Source organism: Streptomyces sp. NBC_00286 (assembly GCF_036173125.1).
GTDB lineage: Bacteria > Actinomycetota > Actinomycetes > Streptomycetales > Streptomycetaceae > Streptomyces.
Map to the genome: position 1 here is coordinate 7241737 of NZ_CP108054.1, position 14449 is coordinate 7256185.

The 14449-nt window shown below is 69.6% G+C and carries 13 protein-coding genes; 8 read left to right on the forward strand and 5 right to left on the reverse strand.

Features of this window, described 5'->3' with window-relative positions; all coding sequences use genetic code 11:
- The 4 genes from OHT21_RS32870 (at position 1) to arfA (ending at position 5362) form a co-directional block, all read left to right on the forward strand.
- Entirely contained in the window at positions 1 to 1254 is a 1254-nt protein-coding gene (locus OHT21_RS32870; protein WP_328771889.1) for a PucR family transcriptional regulator, read from the forward strand.
- A gap of 375 nt (positions 1255 to 1629) precedes the next feature.
- Positions 1630 to 2403, forward strand: coding sequence for an IclR family transcriptional regulator (locus OHT21_RS32875; protein ID WP_328771890.1), 774 nt, complete (start codon positions 1630 to 1632; stop codon positions 2401 to 2403).
- Complete coding sequence (locus OHT21_RS32880; protein ID WP_328771891.1) at positions 2400 to 3269, forward strand: SMP-30/gluconolactonase/LRE family protein; 870 nt, start codon at positions 2400 to 2402, stop codon at positions 3267 to 3269. The genes OHT21_RS32875 and OHT21_RS32880 overlap by 4 nt, the downstream gene beginning before the upstream one ends.
- A 578-nt stretch (positions 3270 to 3847) precedes the next feature.
- On the forward strand, positions 3848 to 5362 hold the full coding sequence (gene arfA / locus OHT21_RS32885; RefSeq protein WP_328771892.1) for an arabinosylfuranosidase ArfA: 1515 nt from the start codon (positions 3848 to 3850) through the stop codon (positions 5360 to 5362).
- A gap of 216 nt (positions 5363 to 5578) precedes the next feature.
- Here the strand turns inward: arfA and OHT21_RS32890 are convergent, their stop codons facing one another.
- On the reverse strand, positions 5579 to 6265 hold the full coding sequence (locus OHT21_RS32890) for an alpha/beta fold hydrolase (protein WP_328771893.1): 687 nt from the start codon (positions 6263 to 6265) through the stop codon (positions 5579 to 5581).
- Between the two features lie 388 nt (positions 6266 to 6653).
- Positions 6654 to 7016, reverse strand: coding sequence for a GNAT family N-acetyltransferase (locus OHT21_RS32895; protein WP_328771894.1), 363 nt, complete (start codon positions 7014 to 7016; stop codon positions 6654 to 6656).
- 78 nt (positions 7017 to 7094) lie between these two features.
- Here OHT21_RS32895 and OHT21_RS32900 point away from each other — a divergent pair, with 78 nt between their 5' ends.
- On the forward strand, positions 7095 to 7766 hold the full coding sequence (locus tag OHT21_RS32900; RefSeq protein WP_328771895.1) for a formylglycine-generating enzyme family protein: 672 nt from the start codon (positions 7095 to 7097) through the stop codon (positions 7764 to 7766).
- A 312-nt stretch (positions 7767 to 8078) separates the two neighbouring features.
- On the opposite strand, the gene OHT21_RS32905 is transcribed toward OHT21_RS32900, so the two are convergent.
- Both OHT21_RS32905 and OHT21_RS32910 read right to left on the reverse strand, forming a co-directional pair.
- On the reverse strand, positions 8079 to 8822 hold the full coding sequence (locus tag OHT21_RS32905) for an ABC transporter permease (RefSeq protein ID WP_328771896.1): 744 nt from the start codon (positions 8820 to 8822) through the stop codon (positions 8079 to 8081).
- Entirely contained in the window at positions 8815 to 9783 is a 969-nt protein-coding gene (locus OHT21_RS32910) for an ABC transporter ATP-binding protein (RefSeq protein WP_328771897.1), read from the reverse strand. Before OHT21_RS32910 ends, OHT21_RS32905 begins: the two co-directional genes overlap by 8 nt.
- Positions 9784 to 9915: 132 nt before the next feature.
- Here OHT21_RS32910 and OHT21_RS32915 point away from each other — a divergent pair, with 132 nt between their 5' ends.
- Positions 9916 to 10668, forward strand: coding sequence for a TetR/AcrR family transcriptional regulator (locus OHT21_RS32915; protein ID WP_328771898.1), 753 nt, complete (start codon positions 9916 to 9918; stop codon positions 10666 to 10668).
- A 3-nt stretch (positions 10669 to 10671) separates the two neighbouring features.
- On the opposite strand, the gene OHT21_RS32920 is transcribed toward OHT21_RS32915, so the two are convergent.
- On the reverse strand, positions 10672 to 11880 hold the full coding sequence (locus tag OHT21_RS32920; RefSeq protein WP_443050462.1) for an MFS transporter: 1209 nt from the start codon (positions 11878 to 11880) through the stop codon (positions 10672 to 10674).
- Between the two features lie 526 nt (positions 11881 to 12406).
- Between OHT21_RS32920 and OHT21_RS32925 the strand changes: the two genes are divergently transcribed.
- Both OHT21_RS32925 and OHT21_RS32930 read left to right on the forward strand, forming a co-directional pair.
- Positions 12407 to 13321 carry a sulfite exporter TauE/SafE family protein gene (locus OHT21_RS32925; RefSeq protein WP_165345628.1) on the forward strand — a complete coding sequence of 305 codons (915 nt, stop codon included), beginning with the start codon at positions 12407 to 12409 and terminating at the stop codon, positions 13319 to 13321.
- Between the two features lie 330 nt (positions 13322 to 13651).
- The gene (locus OHT21_RS32930) at positions 13652 to 14422 is read left to right on the forward strand and encodes a carbonic anhydrase (protein WP_443050463.1); all 771 of its coding nucleotides are present in this window, start codon (positions 13652 to 13654) and stop codon (positions 14420 to 14422) included.
- The last annotated feature ends 27 nt before the right edge of the window (positions 14423 to 14449 follow it).

The following is a 14449-nucleotide window of genomic DNA, read 5'->3' on the forward strand; positions in this document are numbered from 1 at the left end:
ATGGCGCTCCGCACCCCGGCAACCACCGGAACCGTCACCGTGCGCTCGGCATGGCGTGACGTACCACGCCTCAAGGTCCGGCAGTTCGCGGCCATCGCCTTGGCCGAGGCGCCCGACCTCGCCGAGGAGATCCTTCGGGAGATCCGCCGCGAGTACCCCCACCTGCCCGTCGTCCTCGACGACTCCGGCGAACCCATGGCGCTGATCGGCATCCGCCGGGCCATCGAGGTCTTCATCCAGCACCTGGAGGCCGCCGAGGGCCGCCCGCGCGTCCACCCCGAGGTCTTCCAGGAGTTCGGCCGCGGCGAGGGCCTCAACGGCCGCAGTCTCGACTCGCTCCAGGCGATCTACCGCATGGGAGTACGCCTCGCCTGGCGCCGTTTCGCCGAGATCGGGCAGCGCGTGGAGATCCCGCCGCCCGCGATGTACGAGCTCGTCGACGCCGGCTACGAGTACCTGGACGGCCTCGTCGACCAGTCCGTACGCGGCTACGCCGAGGCCGCCGCCCGGCAGGCCGGCGAACGGCTCCGCCTCCAGCGCGGGCTCATGGAACTGCTGCTCACCGAACACCACCGGGGCGACCCGACCGAGGCGTTTGTCGAACGGGCCGCGCGCATCGGCTGGCCGATTCCCGGCAAGGTCTCGGTGGGTGTACTGCTGCGGCCCGCCCGGGAGGCCGTCGCCCCCGCCGTCGGGCAGGGCGTACTGCTGGACATGGAGTGCGAACAGCCCCGCATGGTCGTTCCCGACCCGGACGCCGCCGGGCGCCCCGAACTGCTCCGACGCGCGATGACCGGCTGGGCGGGCGCGATCGGCCCGCCGGTCCCACTGGCCGACGCGGCGAAGTCGCTGCGCTGGGCTGAGGCGGCGGTACGGCTGATGGAGCGCGGGCTGCTCCCCTCCGGGGACGTCCTCTACTGCACGGAACACACCGAGGCCCTGGTCCTCCTCCAGCCCGAGGAACTGATCGACGACCTGGCGCGGCGGTCCCTGGCGCCGCTCGGCCATTGCGGGCCCACCCATGGGCGTCGGCTGGCGGAGACGCTACTGGCGTGGCTGGAGACGCGGGGCGGGGCGCCGGAGGTGGCGGCTCGGTTGGGGGTGCATCCGCAGACCGTGCGGTATCGCCTTCGGCAGATTCGGGAGTTGTGGGGGGACGAGATCGATGACCCGGATCGGCGGTTTGAGCTGGAGCTTGTGTTGCGGGCGCAGCGGCTTCGGGGGGAGCTGGGGGATCCTCGGGCTCGGCGGTGAGCTTGTGCTCGGTGGTGGGCTGCGCCCGGGGCTTTTGTCGCGGGGCGACTAAGCGTTGGGGGCTGCGCCTAACTCGTCGGCTGCGGGCGCATCGTGGCTTGTCGCTCCCCCACTCTCGACTTCTCCCCCAGTGCCTTAAGGGCCTGGGGGACCCCCAGAGCGGGGGGATCCCCATCGCGGCGGAGCCGCACATTGACACAGTCCCGCGCCCCTAAAGGGGCGCTTCCCTGGGCCCAGGGAGCACAGTCCCCCGCGTTTTCCCTGATCAGGCGGTCGTGACTGCCTGCATATTGCCTGGCGAAAGCCACTATGCGTAGCCTGTGTTCGTCATGCCGATCGTCTGTTGAAATATCGAACACTAGGGAGGGGCCGGTCGTGGGACGTCTCGTGCCAGCCGTGACCCGGGCTCTCGACATTCTCGAGCTCTTTCTCGACGGGGACGGAACGCTTTCGGCCCCCGACATCGTGCGCAAGCTCCAGCTGCCGCGCACCACCGTGCACGAGCTGGTGACCACGCTCGCCGCTCGGCAGTACATCGTGCAAGTACCGGGTCAGCCCGGACGCTACCGCCTCGGTGTGCGCCCGTATCAGCTCGGCAGCCGGTACGCCGAGCAACTGGACCTCGCCGCCGAGGGCCAGCAGGTCGCCCGTACCGTCGCGGAGACCTGCGACGAGACGGTGCACGTGGCCATCCTGGAGGGCACCGACGTCATCTACATCGCCAAGGTCGACTCCACGCACGCCGTGCGCATGGTGTCCGCCGCCGGACGCCGCCTCCCCGCGCACTGCACCTCCGTGGGCAAGATGCTGCTCGCCTCGCTCCCCGACTCCGAGCTGACCTCGCGGGTCCCCGAGGACGCCGAACTCATCGGGATGACACCGAACAGCATCACCGACCCGGCCGTTCTGCGCGAGGCCCTCGCCGAGATCCGCCGCCGGGGCGTCGCCGTGGAGAGCCGCGAGTCGAACCCCGACGTCAGCTGCGTGGCCGCGCCCGTACGCGACCGTACGGGCCAGGTTGTCGCCGCGCTCTCCATCTCCGTACCGATGATCCGCTGGAGCGACGACCGCCGCGGCGAGCTGGAGCAGCTCGCCATGAAGGGCGCCGCGGAACTGTCGGAGCGGCTCGGGCACCGGAGCGTGGCATGACCGTAGAAGTGGCCATACGTGAATACGCCACCCTGGGCGAGGGCCCGACCTGGGACGCCGCAGCCCAGCGGCTGATCTGGGTCGACATCCTCAGCTCCCGGGTCCATACGTACGAGCCGGACACCGGCCGCCGTACGGTCCTGACGACCGAGCAGCACGTGGGCGCCGCGAAGCCGCGTGTGGGCGGAGGCCTGGTACTCAACCTCCGCGACGGCGTGGCGCTCATCGGCCCCGATGGCCCCGATGGTGCCGAGGGCCCGGACGGCTTCCGGTGGCTGCACCGAGAGGTCGTCCCCGGCCGCCGCGCCAACGACGCCGCCGTCGCCCCCGACGGTTCGCTGTGGGCGGGCACGATGCGCTACGACGAGGCGCCGGGCGGCGGCACCCTCTCCCGCATCACCGCCGACGGCACGGTGGAAGTCGTCCTCGACGACGTAGCCGTCAGCAACGGCACGGGCTGGAGCCCCGACGGCACCCTGATGTACTACATCGACTCACCGACGCGCCGCATCGACGTCTTCGACGTCGGCGACGACCAACGCCCGCTCAACAGGCGTCAGTTGGCGGCCATCGAGGACGGCGCAGGCTTCCCCGACGGCCTAACCGTCGACGCCGAGGGCTGCATCTGGGTAGCCCTCTGGGACGGCGCCGCAGTCCGCCGCTACACCCCTTCCGGGGACCTGGACCGAGTGATCGAGCTCCCCACCCCCCGCCCCACGGCTTGCGCCTTCGCAGGCCCGGACCTGACGGACCTGTACATCACTACGGCCCGTACGGGCTTGGAGGCCCCGCACCCGATGTCCGGCTCGGTACTGGTGGTACCGGGCGCGGGGAAGGGGCTGACGCAGCCGGCGTTCGCGGGATAGCGACTCGGGCGCCGGGTAGCGCCCCGTAGGGGCGCGGGGCTGTGACATTTGCGGCTCCGCTGCGGGGCGCGACCAGCCACGACGGACCGGCTGCCGCAATCCAGCCTCGCCCTGCGGAGCGCCGGGCGCTTTCCCGTACAGCAGATGCAGCCGCGGGCTGGCAGCCGACCTTGCGCCCCGTAAGGGGCGCGGGGCTGTGACATTTGCGGCTCCGCTGCGGGGCGCGACCAGCCACGACGGACCGGCTGCCGCAATCCAGCCTCGCCCTGCGGAGCGCCGGGCGCTTTCCCGTACAGCAGATGCAGCCGCGGGCTGGCAGCCGACCTTGCGCCCCGTAGGGGCGCGGGGCTGTGACATTTGCGGCTCCGCCGCGGGGCGCGACCAGCCACGACGGACCGGCAGCCGCAATCCGACCCCGCCCTGCGGAGCGCCTAGGCTTCCCCTGTCCAGCAGATGGAGCCGCGGGCTGGCAGGCGCCCCGGGGCGCGGGACTGCGGCGCAGCCGAGAGTGGGGAGCGACCAGCCACCGACACCCGCACCTGCCCGCGAACAAGGACAACCCTCCCCGAGAGGAGACCATGCACACCGCCCGCTTCACCCTCGACCCCGCCTTCAAGATCGGCGAGGTCAACCCCCGTCTCTTCGGATCCTTCGTCGAGCACCTCGGCCGCTGCGTCTACACGGGCATCTTCGAGCCCGACCACCCCTCGGCCGACGCCGGAGGCCTCCGCATCGACGTCCTGGACCTGGTCCGCGAACTCGGCGTCACCGCCATCCGCTACCCCGGCGGCAACTTCGTATCCGGCTACAAGTGGGAGGACTCGGTGGGCCCCGCCGAGGACCGCCCCCGCCGCCTCGACCTCGCCTGGCACTCGACCGAGACCAACCGCTTCGGCCTCTCCGAGTACATCGCCTTCCTCCGCAAGGTAGGCCCCCAGGCCGAGCCCATGATGGCCGTCAACCTCGGCACCCGAGGCGTCGCCGAAACCCTGGAACTCCAGGAGTACGCCAACCACACCTCCGGCACCGCACTCGCGGAGAAGCGCATAGCCCACGGCGACAAGGACCCCTTCGGCATCAAACTCTGGTGCCTCGGCAACGAGATGGACGGTCCCTGGCAGACGGGCCACAAGACGGCGGAGGAGTACGGCCGGATAGCCGCCGAGACGGCCCGCGCGATGCGCCAGCTCGACCCGACCGTCGAACTGGTCGCCTGCGGCTCCTCCAGCCAGAGCATGCCGACGTTCGCCGAGTGGGAGGCGACGGTGCTGGCGGAGACGTACGACCTGGTCGACTACATCTCTCTCCACGCCTACTACTGGCCGGAGGACGGTGACATCGACTCCTTCCTCGCCTCCGCCGTCGACATGGAGTCCTTCATAGACAACGTCGTCGCGACCGCCGACCACGTGGGCGCGAAGCTCAAGTCGAAGAAGCGGATCAACCTCTCCTTCGACGAGTGGAACGTCTGGTACCTGCCCAAGTGGGAGGAGCACGCGAAGACGTTCGAGCAGGACGACTGGCCCGAGGCCCCCCGCCTCCTGGAGGACAACTACAGCGTCACCGACGCCGTCGTCTTCGGCTCGCTCCTCATCGCGCTGCTCCGTCACGCGGACCGCGTGACCGTGGCCTGCCTCGCCCAGCTCGTCAACGTCATCGCCCCGATCATGACCGAGCCGGGTGGCCCGGCCTGGCGCCAGACGACGTTCTTCCCGTTCGCGCAGGCGTCCCGGTACGGGCGCGGCCAGGTCCTCGACGTACGGGTCGACTCACCGACGTACGAGACGAAGAAGTACGGCGAAACGGACCTGCTCCACGCCACGGCGGTACGGGCGGAGGACGGCTCGGTAACGGTGTTCGCGGTCAACCGCAGCCGTACCGAGCCGCTACCGCTCGAAGTCGCCCTGAACGGCCTGGAGTTGACCTCCATGCTCGAGCACACGGCCCTCGCGGACGCCGACCCCGACGCCCGCAACACCCTCGACAACCCGGACCGCGTCACCCCGCACCCCGTCGACGGCACCACCCTCCAGGACGGCACGCTGAACGCCGTCCTGGAGCCCTTGTCCTGGAACGTGATCCGGCTCCGTTAGTACGTCCAGTACGTCCACAGGCAGAGATTCGTCGTGCGGAGGCGTGAGGGAGGGCCACGCCTCACGGGCCCATGATCCCTACCCCGCAAAAAGCGTGAACACAAAGCGGCAGCATGTCCTTCAGGGGCTCAAACGAGCGCTGCGCGAACACGACGCGGAAAATTGCTCACGCCATGCGACTCAGCTCCTGCGGCGGCGGTCGCGTGGGGCCGCTCATCAGGGCCTGTCGGCCGCCTCGGCCAGGATTCGGGCCAGCTCGGTGGGCTTGGTGACCATGGGCCAGTGGCCCGAGTCGATGTCGACGAAGTCGACGTGCTGTGCCTGGGCGAGTTCCGGGGCGTCGCCGGCGTTGATCCACTCCTGCGCCTGGGCGGGCGTGAACTCCGGGCACACGACCACGACCGGGACGTCGAACCGCCGCTCGTCCGTAAGCCGCACCACGCCCTTGGTGACGCCTGCGGGCACGGGGGGCGCGGCAGCCGCGAACTTTCGCCTGGCCTCCTCGTCGAGGTCGGCGGCATCCGGCCCCTCGAAAGGGCCCCAGCCCGGGAAGGGCATGACGCCGTCCCTCACCTCGAAGAAATCGGCGTACGGCTGACCGTCGGCGGACGGGAAGCCGCCGATGAGGCAGATCTTGGCCAGCCCCTCCGGCCGACGGTCGGCGGCCAGCCAGGCCAGCGTGCATGCGGCTGAATGCCCCACCACCATGGGCTTGCCGGGCGCCGAGTCCACGGCGGCGAGCACCGCCGCCACCTGGTCGTCGAGCGTGGCGGACACGAGGCCGTCCCCCTGACCCGGGAGAGTGAGCGGCACCGGGCGATGGCCGAGCGCCTCCAGTGCGGACGCGACGCGGCCCCACACGGATCCGTCCAGCCACAGGCCGCCAACGAGCAGGATGTCCACGGTCAGTTCCCCTTCCACAGCTTCATGGCCCTCACCGTAGAACGAGATCCGAACAGGCCGCTGCCGGTTTGCCCGACGGCTCCAGCGCCCCTGCTGCGCTCACGCCTCGCCCCGCGCGGCAAGGCCTCTGGAGTACGGGGGTGATCGCGGAAATGTGACACTCGACCCCGTCACTGTCACATTCCCATGACAGCTACCCGCCCTACACCTGGGCTCCTTTGCCTGTCCCCACGCTGGTACTGCATCAAGGCGTGAGCCTTTGGGAGGCAGCGGCCCATTCGCGGTCGAGCATCGCGTGGACGACGGAGTCACGCCATCGGCCAGCTTTGAAGATGTGCTCACGGATGGTCCCCTCCTCGACCATGCCCGCAGCTGCCATGGTCTTCGCCTATGCCTCGTTGAGCGGGGAACGTGCTCCCCAGATGCGGTGAAGGCCCAGATCCTCGAACCCGAGGTCGAGGAGGAGGCGCACGGTCTCGAGCCCGTAGCCGACTCCCCAGGCATCGGGGTGCAGAGCGAAGCCCATAGTGGCGCCGCGCTGCTGATGTGGGTCGGTGGCCAGGCGGCCGGATCCGATCAGCTCGCCGGTTTTCCGTTCGGTGACGGCGAGTTGGTACTCGGCGCGAGGGGTCGCGGTGGCGGAGTCGATCGACCGGGACATGATCTCGGCGACCTGTTCGCGGGTACGCGGTTCAAACGACAGATGCTCCGTGGATGCGTTGCTGCCGTAGACGGCGAGCATCGCATCCACATGCTCATCGGTGGCGTACCAGCCCGACGCCGCCCTCTGCCGTTTCGCTCTGGCTGGTCTCGTTAGGATCTCCTGATCATGGACGTGATTACGGGGAACGAGATGATCGCCATCCCGCCGGGGCAGGTGACGCTGTCGGACCGGCGGACGCAGTGCAGTTGGTCGGTTGAGCTTGCGCCCTACGAGCTCGCGGCAGTCCCGGTCACCCAGGCGTTGTACGCACAGATCACAGGTCAGCGGTCGAGCACCGCCCACGGGGACCGGCTGCCTGTCGAGTGCGTCTCCTGGTGGGATGCGGCGAGGTTCTGCAACTCCCTGTCCCAGTGCGACGGGTTCACGTCCGCGTACCACTTCCGCGCCGACGACGAAGGTATCGAGTGGGACGCGTCCGCCGACGGGTATCGGCTGCCGACCGAAGCCGAATGGGAGCACGCCTGCCGTGCCGGTACGGCCGGGCCATGTTACGGGGAGCTCGACGAGATCGCCTGGTACCGCGGTAACTCGCACGAACGCATCCACGACGTGGGCGGCAAACGCCCCAACTCATGGGGGCTTTACGACATGCTCGGCAATGTCTGGAACTGGTGCTGGGACATCTACGATGCCGAGGTCTACGGCACCTACCGGGTGCTCCGTGGCGGTGGTTGGTTCGATGAGCACTGGAGTTGCCGGGCCTCCGCGCGGCGCCGCAGCCACCCGACCTTCCAGGTCGACGATGTAGGTTTCCGCATCGCGCGTTCCCTCGTGTGACGACCGGTTCGCGTCCGTCCTCAGACGCAATGTCCGCCGATCGAACGGCCTGGGGGACTCGATCATCTGAGACATCGAGCGAATCGGACTCGTTCGCTTGAGGCATGGACCAGATCGATGGAAACGGGACAAGAATGCTCAACCTTCACTGCGACACGACATGTCTGTCCTTTGACAGTCAACCCAGTCGCTTCGCCACTGAACTGAGTCCGTTCGACCGTACGCAGGCGGCTGTGAGCCGCCGGATATGCGAGGACATTGCCATCGTCCGTTGCCGTTGAGGACGCCAGGTCGGCGATCCCGGCAACACGCCTAAGCCGTACGCCACTTGAACAGCGCTCCCGAAGCGGCCGCCGAGGCGGCGAGGATGCCCGTGCACCAGGCGAGCGCCACCCACCCCGTCGAGCCCACCGGCTGCCCGAGCAGCAGTCCGCGTACCGCCTCGATGACCTGGGTGACGGGCTGGTGGGTGGCGAAGCCCTGGAGCCACGACGGCATGTCGTCGATCCGCACGAAGGCGCTGCTCGGGTAGGGCAGGAAGCTCACGAAGAAGGTGAAACCCCCGGCTGCCTCCGGGGACTTGACGAGCAGGCCCACCGCGGCGGACAGCCAGGAGAGCGCCGCGATGTAGGCGACCAAGAGGCCGATGGCGGCGAGCCAGCCGCCCGGGCCGGCCGAGGGGCGGAAGCCGATCGCGAAGGCGAGCGCGAAGACCAGGGCGGTGGCGATCAGGTTCCGGGCCGTGGAGGCGAGGACGTGGCCCGCCAGGATGGGGGTGCCGCCGATGTCGAGGGACCGGAAGCGGTCGATGATGCCGCCCTTGAGGTCCTCGGTGACGGCCACGGCGGTGTTGGCCGAGCCGAAGCCGGCGCACAGCAGGAGGACGCCTGGGACCACGTAAGTGACGTACTTCGTACCGGTGTTGATGGCTCCGCCGAAGAAGTACACGAAGATCAGGAGCAACATCACCGGGAGCGCCATGGCTGTGATCAGGGCGTCGACGTTGCGGCGGCTGAGCCGGACGGAGCGGCCGGTCATGATGAGTGCGTCAGACATGGCTGGGCTCCTGGTGTGCGGGCTGTGTCGGCTTCGTGAGGGTCAGGAAGACGTCGTCGAGGGTGGCCGTGTGCAGCGAGAACCGTTCGATGGCCGTGCCGTCGGGGTCCAACGTGTCGAGCAGCGCCCGCACCTGGGGCGCGCCGCCGTCAGTGGGGAAGCCCAGGGTGCGGGTCTCGGGCTCGCTGTACATCGCCTGTGACGCCAGGCGCAGATAGGCGGCCGGGTCGGTCAGGACGACGTCGAGGCGGTGGCCCGCGACGCGCCGCTTCAGCTCCTCGGAGGTGCCCTCGGCGATCAGCTCGCCGCCGTGCATCACGGCGATACGGTCCGCCAACCGGTCGGCCTCCTCCAGGTACTGGGTGGTCAGGAAGACCGTCGTGCCCCGCGCCGACAGCTCGCGCACCACGCTCCACAGCTCCTGGCGGCTGCGCGGGTCGAGGCCCGTCGTCGGCTCGTCCAGGAAGATCACTTCGGGTTCGCCCACCAGGGACGCGGCCAGGTCCAGGCGCCGCCGCATGCCTCCCGAGTACGTCTTGACCAGGCGGTCGGCGGCGTTGGCGAGGTCGAAGCGGTCGAGGAGTTCGGCGGCCCGGGTGCGTGCGGCGGCGCGGGAGGTGCGGGCGCCGCCGTGGGTGCGGGCGAGCCGGGCCATCATCCGCAGGTTCTCCGCGCCGGTCTGCATCTCGTCGACCGCCGCGAACTGGCCGGTGAGGCTGAGCGCGCGGCGGGCCCGGGCCCGCTCGGTGCGCAGGTCGCGCCCGGCGACCCTGGCGGTGCCCGCGTCGGCCTCGGTGAGCGTGGCCAGGATGCGCACGGTGGTGGTCTTGCCCGCGCCGTTCGGACCGAGCAGGGCATGCACGGTGCCGCGCGGCACCGTCAGGTCGAGACCGCGCAGGACCTCGACCCTTCCGTAGGTCTTGCGGAGGCCGGTGGCCTCGATGGCGGGTGCGTCGGGCATGGCCTCGCCTCTCCATGGCTACTTACTGCGTAATCCTTACGCAATACTGTGTAAGGGTTACGCAGAACTAGGATGTGCGTCAAGCCGGAGGCCCGAGGAACGGTCCCGGGTGCGCAGAGGGAGGCGACGCGGATGGCGGCGGCGGACGAGGACACCGGCCTGCCCGCGAGCCTCGCGACGGCCTGGGGTTTCAGGGCCCGCCCCTCGAAAGGGCCGAAGCCGGGGCTCAGCCTGGACCGCATCGTGGCCGCGGCGGTGGGCGTGGCGTCCACCGAGGGCATCGGGGCGGTGTCGATGGGGCGTGTCGCCAAGGAGCTCGGCGTCTCGCCGATGTCGCTCTACCGGTACGTCGGCGCCAAGGACGAGCTCTACATCCTGATGCAGGAGGCGGTCACGCCCGCGCCCCCCGAACCGCTGCCCGACGGGGCCGGGTGGCGCGCGGGACTGACCCGGTGGGCGCGGGCGCAGCGCGCGTTCTTCTACGAGAACCTGTGGCTCCTGCGGATCCCGATCTCCGGGCCGCCCGCGAGCCCGAAGTCGGTGGCGTGGATGGAGTACGGCCTCGCGGCCCTCGACGGCACCGGGCTCGACGAGGGCACGAAACTCGGCGTGATCATGCTGGTCAGCGGCTACGTGCGCAACGAGGCGACGCTGATGTCCGACCTGGATGCCGCGTACACGACGAGCGGCCACACCCCCGACGAGGTCTTGCGCCGCTACCAGCGCACCCTCGCCACTCTTACCGACCCCGAACGCCACCCGGCCGTCACGCGCGTCCTCGAATCCGATGCCCTGGACCAGACGGACGAGCCGGACGCGGACTTCGAGTTCGGACTCGAGGTCGTGCTCGACGGGGTGGCGGCGCTGATCGCGCGGCGCGGTTAGGGACTACACCCGCTTCGATCCCGAGCCCCGCGGCAGCGAGTCCTCCGGCCTGTCGTGAGGAGAACCGGCACTGTCCATCTGCCTCCAGGCCGGGAAGACCACCGGACACAGCGTGGCGAGCAGATACACACCGCCAACCGCCAGCAGCGCGGACGACAGGCCGGCCGAATCCACGAGGAAGCCCGCAGCCAGCCCGCCCAGCGGAGTGACCAGCTGGAACGAGGCTGTTGTCGCGCTGAGTACGCGGCTGCGTAGTTCCTCCGGCACCGTCTCGTACATCACGGTGGCCATGATGGGGTTGAGCACACCGCAGGCAAGCCCCTCAACCGCCATCATCACTGCCAGCGGCGCGAAAGAGTCGGTGAAGGCGGCCACCACGAAGCGCGGCAGGCCCACGATGAGAAAGGCGACCGTGAACACCGGCCACCGCCGAAAGCGGCTGCCCACCGCCCCGTAGACCAGCGCCCCCGTGAGTGCGCAGATCCCGAACGAAGCCTCCAGCAGACCGAGATCGACGGAACCACCCAGCTCCTCACGGGCATGTACGGGGAGGAGCACAGCACTCCACCCCTGGTCGAGGCCCCTGGTCACCAGCGTCATGAGGCACAGGCTCAGCAGCAACGGCGTGGCCGCCACGAAGCGATAGCCCTGCCCCAGCTCACGACGGTAGGTACGCACCGACATCGGCTCGACTCGCGGCCGGGCCTGCGCCTCGGGCAGGCCGCGCACCCCGAACGCGAACAGCGGCGCGGACACGGCGAAGGTCGCGGCATCCACCAACAGGACGTTCTCGGCCCCGAGTACGGCGATGAGCACACCTCCGAGAGCCGATCCAGTCAGCGCCGCACAGCGTGACGCACCGTCGTACAACCCGGCAGCCCTGGTCAGCGGCATCCGGGCGCGTTCGGCGAGCGTGGGCAACAGCACGCCGCGGGCAGTTTCCCCCGGCGCACGGAACAGCCCTGTGACCGCCATCAACGCGCACAGCATCCAGAACTGCAGGACGTCGGCGAACTGCAGTAGCGGGATCGCCGCAACGGCCACTCCGCAGACCAGGTCCGAGACGACGGCCACCCGCCGCCGCCCGATCCGGTCGATGACCGGACCACCGACAAGAGCAGCGAGGACTACGGGCAGCATCGTGCAGAACGCGACGATGCCGGCCTTGGCGGCACTGCCCGTGCTCTGCAGCACGAACCACGGCACGCCCATGTAGGTGAGGCAACTCCCGGTGATTGAAACGACGTTGGCGGCAAGGACCGTTGCCAGAGGACGGCGATCACCGGGCAAGGAATCTACGGAATCTTCGGACACTGCGGTGGTCTCCCATGAGGGGAAGCGCCCACCGCGAACGAAGCAGTCAGCCGGTGGGCGAAGCGAAGTGGTCGGCGTCTGGCGCGCAGAACAAGGCGCACCGCTCAGATGCGGCGTTCACAATGCAGCGCCTCCGACACTTCGCCGGGATGACCACCCGGCACCTCCAGGCATTCTCATCTCCGGCCCCAGCCCTCCGCAACGACGATTCGTTCGCAAGGGGCGGGCTCGCACAGGGAGTTGTCCGAGGTGCGCGGATGAGGGCAGATCCGCTGAAGAGGCGGGGCGCCCGTTGTCGGAAGTGGCCCGACTCCAAGGTGTCTTCACATCGTTTTTAACCTCTTCTCAGCTTGAGCCACTACTGTCGGCCCGGTCGATCCCTACTCAACCGGTAGGAAAGCTAGGAAAGGCGGGACGGACTCGTATGCGCACCCTGGTACTGCTCGCCCTCGCGGGCCTCGGCGCCCAACTCGTGGACGGCAGCCTGGGCATGGCCTACGGCGTGACCTCGACCACCCTGCTGCTCGCGATGGGCACCAACCCGGCCGCGGCCTCGGCCACGGTTCACCTCGCGGAGATCGGTACGACGCTGATGTCCGGCGCCGCGCACTGGCGGTTCGGGAACGTGGACTGGAAGGTCGTCGCCAAGATCGGGGTGCCGGGGGCGGTGGGTGCCTTCCTCGGCGCGACCGTGCTGTCCAAGCTGTCCACCGAGGTCGCCGAGCCGGTGATGTCGCTCATCCTGCTCGGGCTCGGGCTGTACGTGATGTCCCGGTTCACGTTCCGCGGCATGCCCAAGGGCAACCTCGGCAAGCCGCTGCGCAAGAGGTTCCTGTCGCCGCTCGGCGTGGTCGCCGGGTTCCTGGACGCGACCGGCGGGGGCGGCTGGGGGCCGGTGGGTACGCCAGCGCTGCTGGCCAGCGGACGTATGGAGCCGCGCAAGGTGATCGGCTCCATCGACACGAGCGAGTTCCTGGTCGCGGTGGCGGCGAGCCTGGGCTTCCTCTTCTCGCTCGGCTCGCAGGGACTCAACTGGGGCTGGGTCGCGGCGTTTCTCCTCGGCGGGCTGATCGCGGCGCCGATCGCGGCCTGGCTGGTGCGGCTGGTTCCGCCGCGCGTTCTGGGGTCCGCGGTCGGTGGCGTCATCATCGTGACGAATGTCCGTACGTTGCTGAAGAGCGACTGGGTCGGCGCGTCCAGCTCGCTGACCACCCCCGTCTACGTACTCCTGTACGCGCTGTGGGCCGCCGCCCTGACGTACTCGATCCGCGCCTACCGCAAGGAGCAGGCTGCGGAGACCGAGTCCGTCGAGGAGCGGCGACCCGTCACGGCGGCCTGAACCCACACGTCCAGACTGCGACCGTGCCGGGCCCGCCAGTAGTGCCGAACCCGCATGTGAACGCGTGGCGTTGGCACGTCCGCGGATGACATATGTCATGGGGCGCGAAGCGCGTGGCGGGGCATCGCGCACGGCCGGGGTGTTCTGGGGCTCGCGGACGGTCCCGCAGGCGTTGGCTGAAATCGGTTGCCTGGGTTTCTCAAAAGCCTGGCAATGCTCTGGGAAAGCCCGGCAACGGTCTGGGATGGAAACACCCAAGGTTGGATCACGGCGGTCAAGATCCAGCCAGGTGGACGCCCGGGGTCGAAATCCAGACGTACGTTCCTCCCTGTGAAGTCTGAACTCATACCCCACACAGCTGTCGGCCACACGCCGACTCTCGCCGACGGGAGCGCTCCCGCACGGCGTTCGCTGATCCGCGCCGCGCTGACCGGCACCGCCGTCCTCGGTGCCGGTCTCGCCCTCGGCACCCCTACTGCTGCCGCCGCAACCCCGGTCCGCAGCATGCGCTCCCGGCCGACCACGCCGCAGGAAGCATTGCGGGAACTCGCGGCGGGCAACCACCGCTGGCGCACCAACCGTCAGCGGCATCCCGACGAGAGTCCGGCCGTCAGGCAGTCGCTGACGTCGGGTCAGCACCCCTTCGCTGTCGTGCTCGGATGCATCGACTCCCGCGTACCGCCGGAGCTGGCCTTCGATCAGGGTCTCGGCGATCTGATGACGGTGCGGTCGGGGGGTGAGGTTCTGGACGAGGCCGTGCTCGGCAGCGTCGCCTTCGGGGTGCTCGAACTGGACATACCGCTGATCATGGTGCTCGGGCACCAGTCGTGCGGCGCCGTGAAGGCGGCGATCCAGGCGGACGAGTCGGGCGAGGAACTGCCCGCCCACATGCAGTACCTGGCCGACCAGATCAGCCCGGCCATCGATCACAGCCAGGAAGGCGACGCCCGCGTCGACGCGACGGTGGACGCCAACGTCGAACTCGTCCGCTCGCGGCTGGCGGCGGAGCCCGAACTCGCCGCCAGGGTGGACGCGGGCAAGCTGGCCATAGTCGGCGCGCGTTACGAACTGACCAGTCAGCTGGTCCACCGGATCTGCTGAGCGCACGGCGGGCCCCCGGTACCGGCC

What these genes read in the sequence shown, in the direction of transcription:
- OHT21_RS32910 (WP_328771897.1), bottom strand. Translation starts at nt 9,783, where the DNA reads ATGCCCGACGCACCCGCCATCGAGGCCACCGGCCTCCGCAAGACCTAC.
- OHT21_RS32870 (WP_328771889.1), top strand. Translation starts at nt 1, where the DNA reads ATGGCGCTCCGCACCCCGGCAACCACCGGAACCGTCACCGTGCGCTCG.
- arfA (WP_328771892.1), top strand. Translation starts at nt 3,848, where the DNA reads ATGCACACCGCCCGCTTCACCCTCGACCCCGCCTTCAAGATCGGCGAG.
- OHT21_RS32900 (WP_328771895.1), top strand. Translation starts at nt 7,095, where the DNA reads ATGGACGTGATTACGGGGAACGAGATGATCGCCATCCCGCCGGGGCAG.
- OHT21_RS32915 (WP_328771898.1), top strand. Translation starts at nt 9,916, where the DNA reads ATGGCGGCGGCGGACGAGGACACCGGCCTGCCCGCGAGCCTCGCGACG.
- OHT21_RS32925 (WP_165345628.1), top strand. Translation starts at nt 12,407, where the DNA reads ATGCGCACCCTGGTACTGCTCGCCCTCGCGGGCCTCGGCGCCCAACTC.
- OHT21_RS32905 (WP_328771896.1), bottom strand. Translation starts at nt 8,822, where the DNA reads ATGTCTGACGCACTCATCATGACCGGCCGCTCCGTCCGGCTCAGCCGC.
- OHT21_RS32920 (WP_443050462.1), bottom strand. Translation starts at nt 11,880, where the DNA reads ATGGGCGTGCCGTGGTTCGTGCTGCAGAGCACGGGCAGTGCCGCCAAG.
- OHT21_RS32880 (WP_328771891.1), top strand. Translation starts at nt 2,400, where the DNA reads ATGACCGTAGAAGTGGCCATACGTGAATACGCCACCCTGGGCGAGGGC.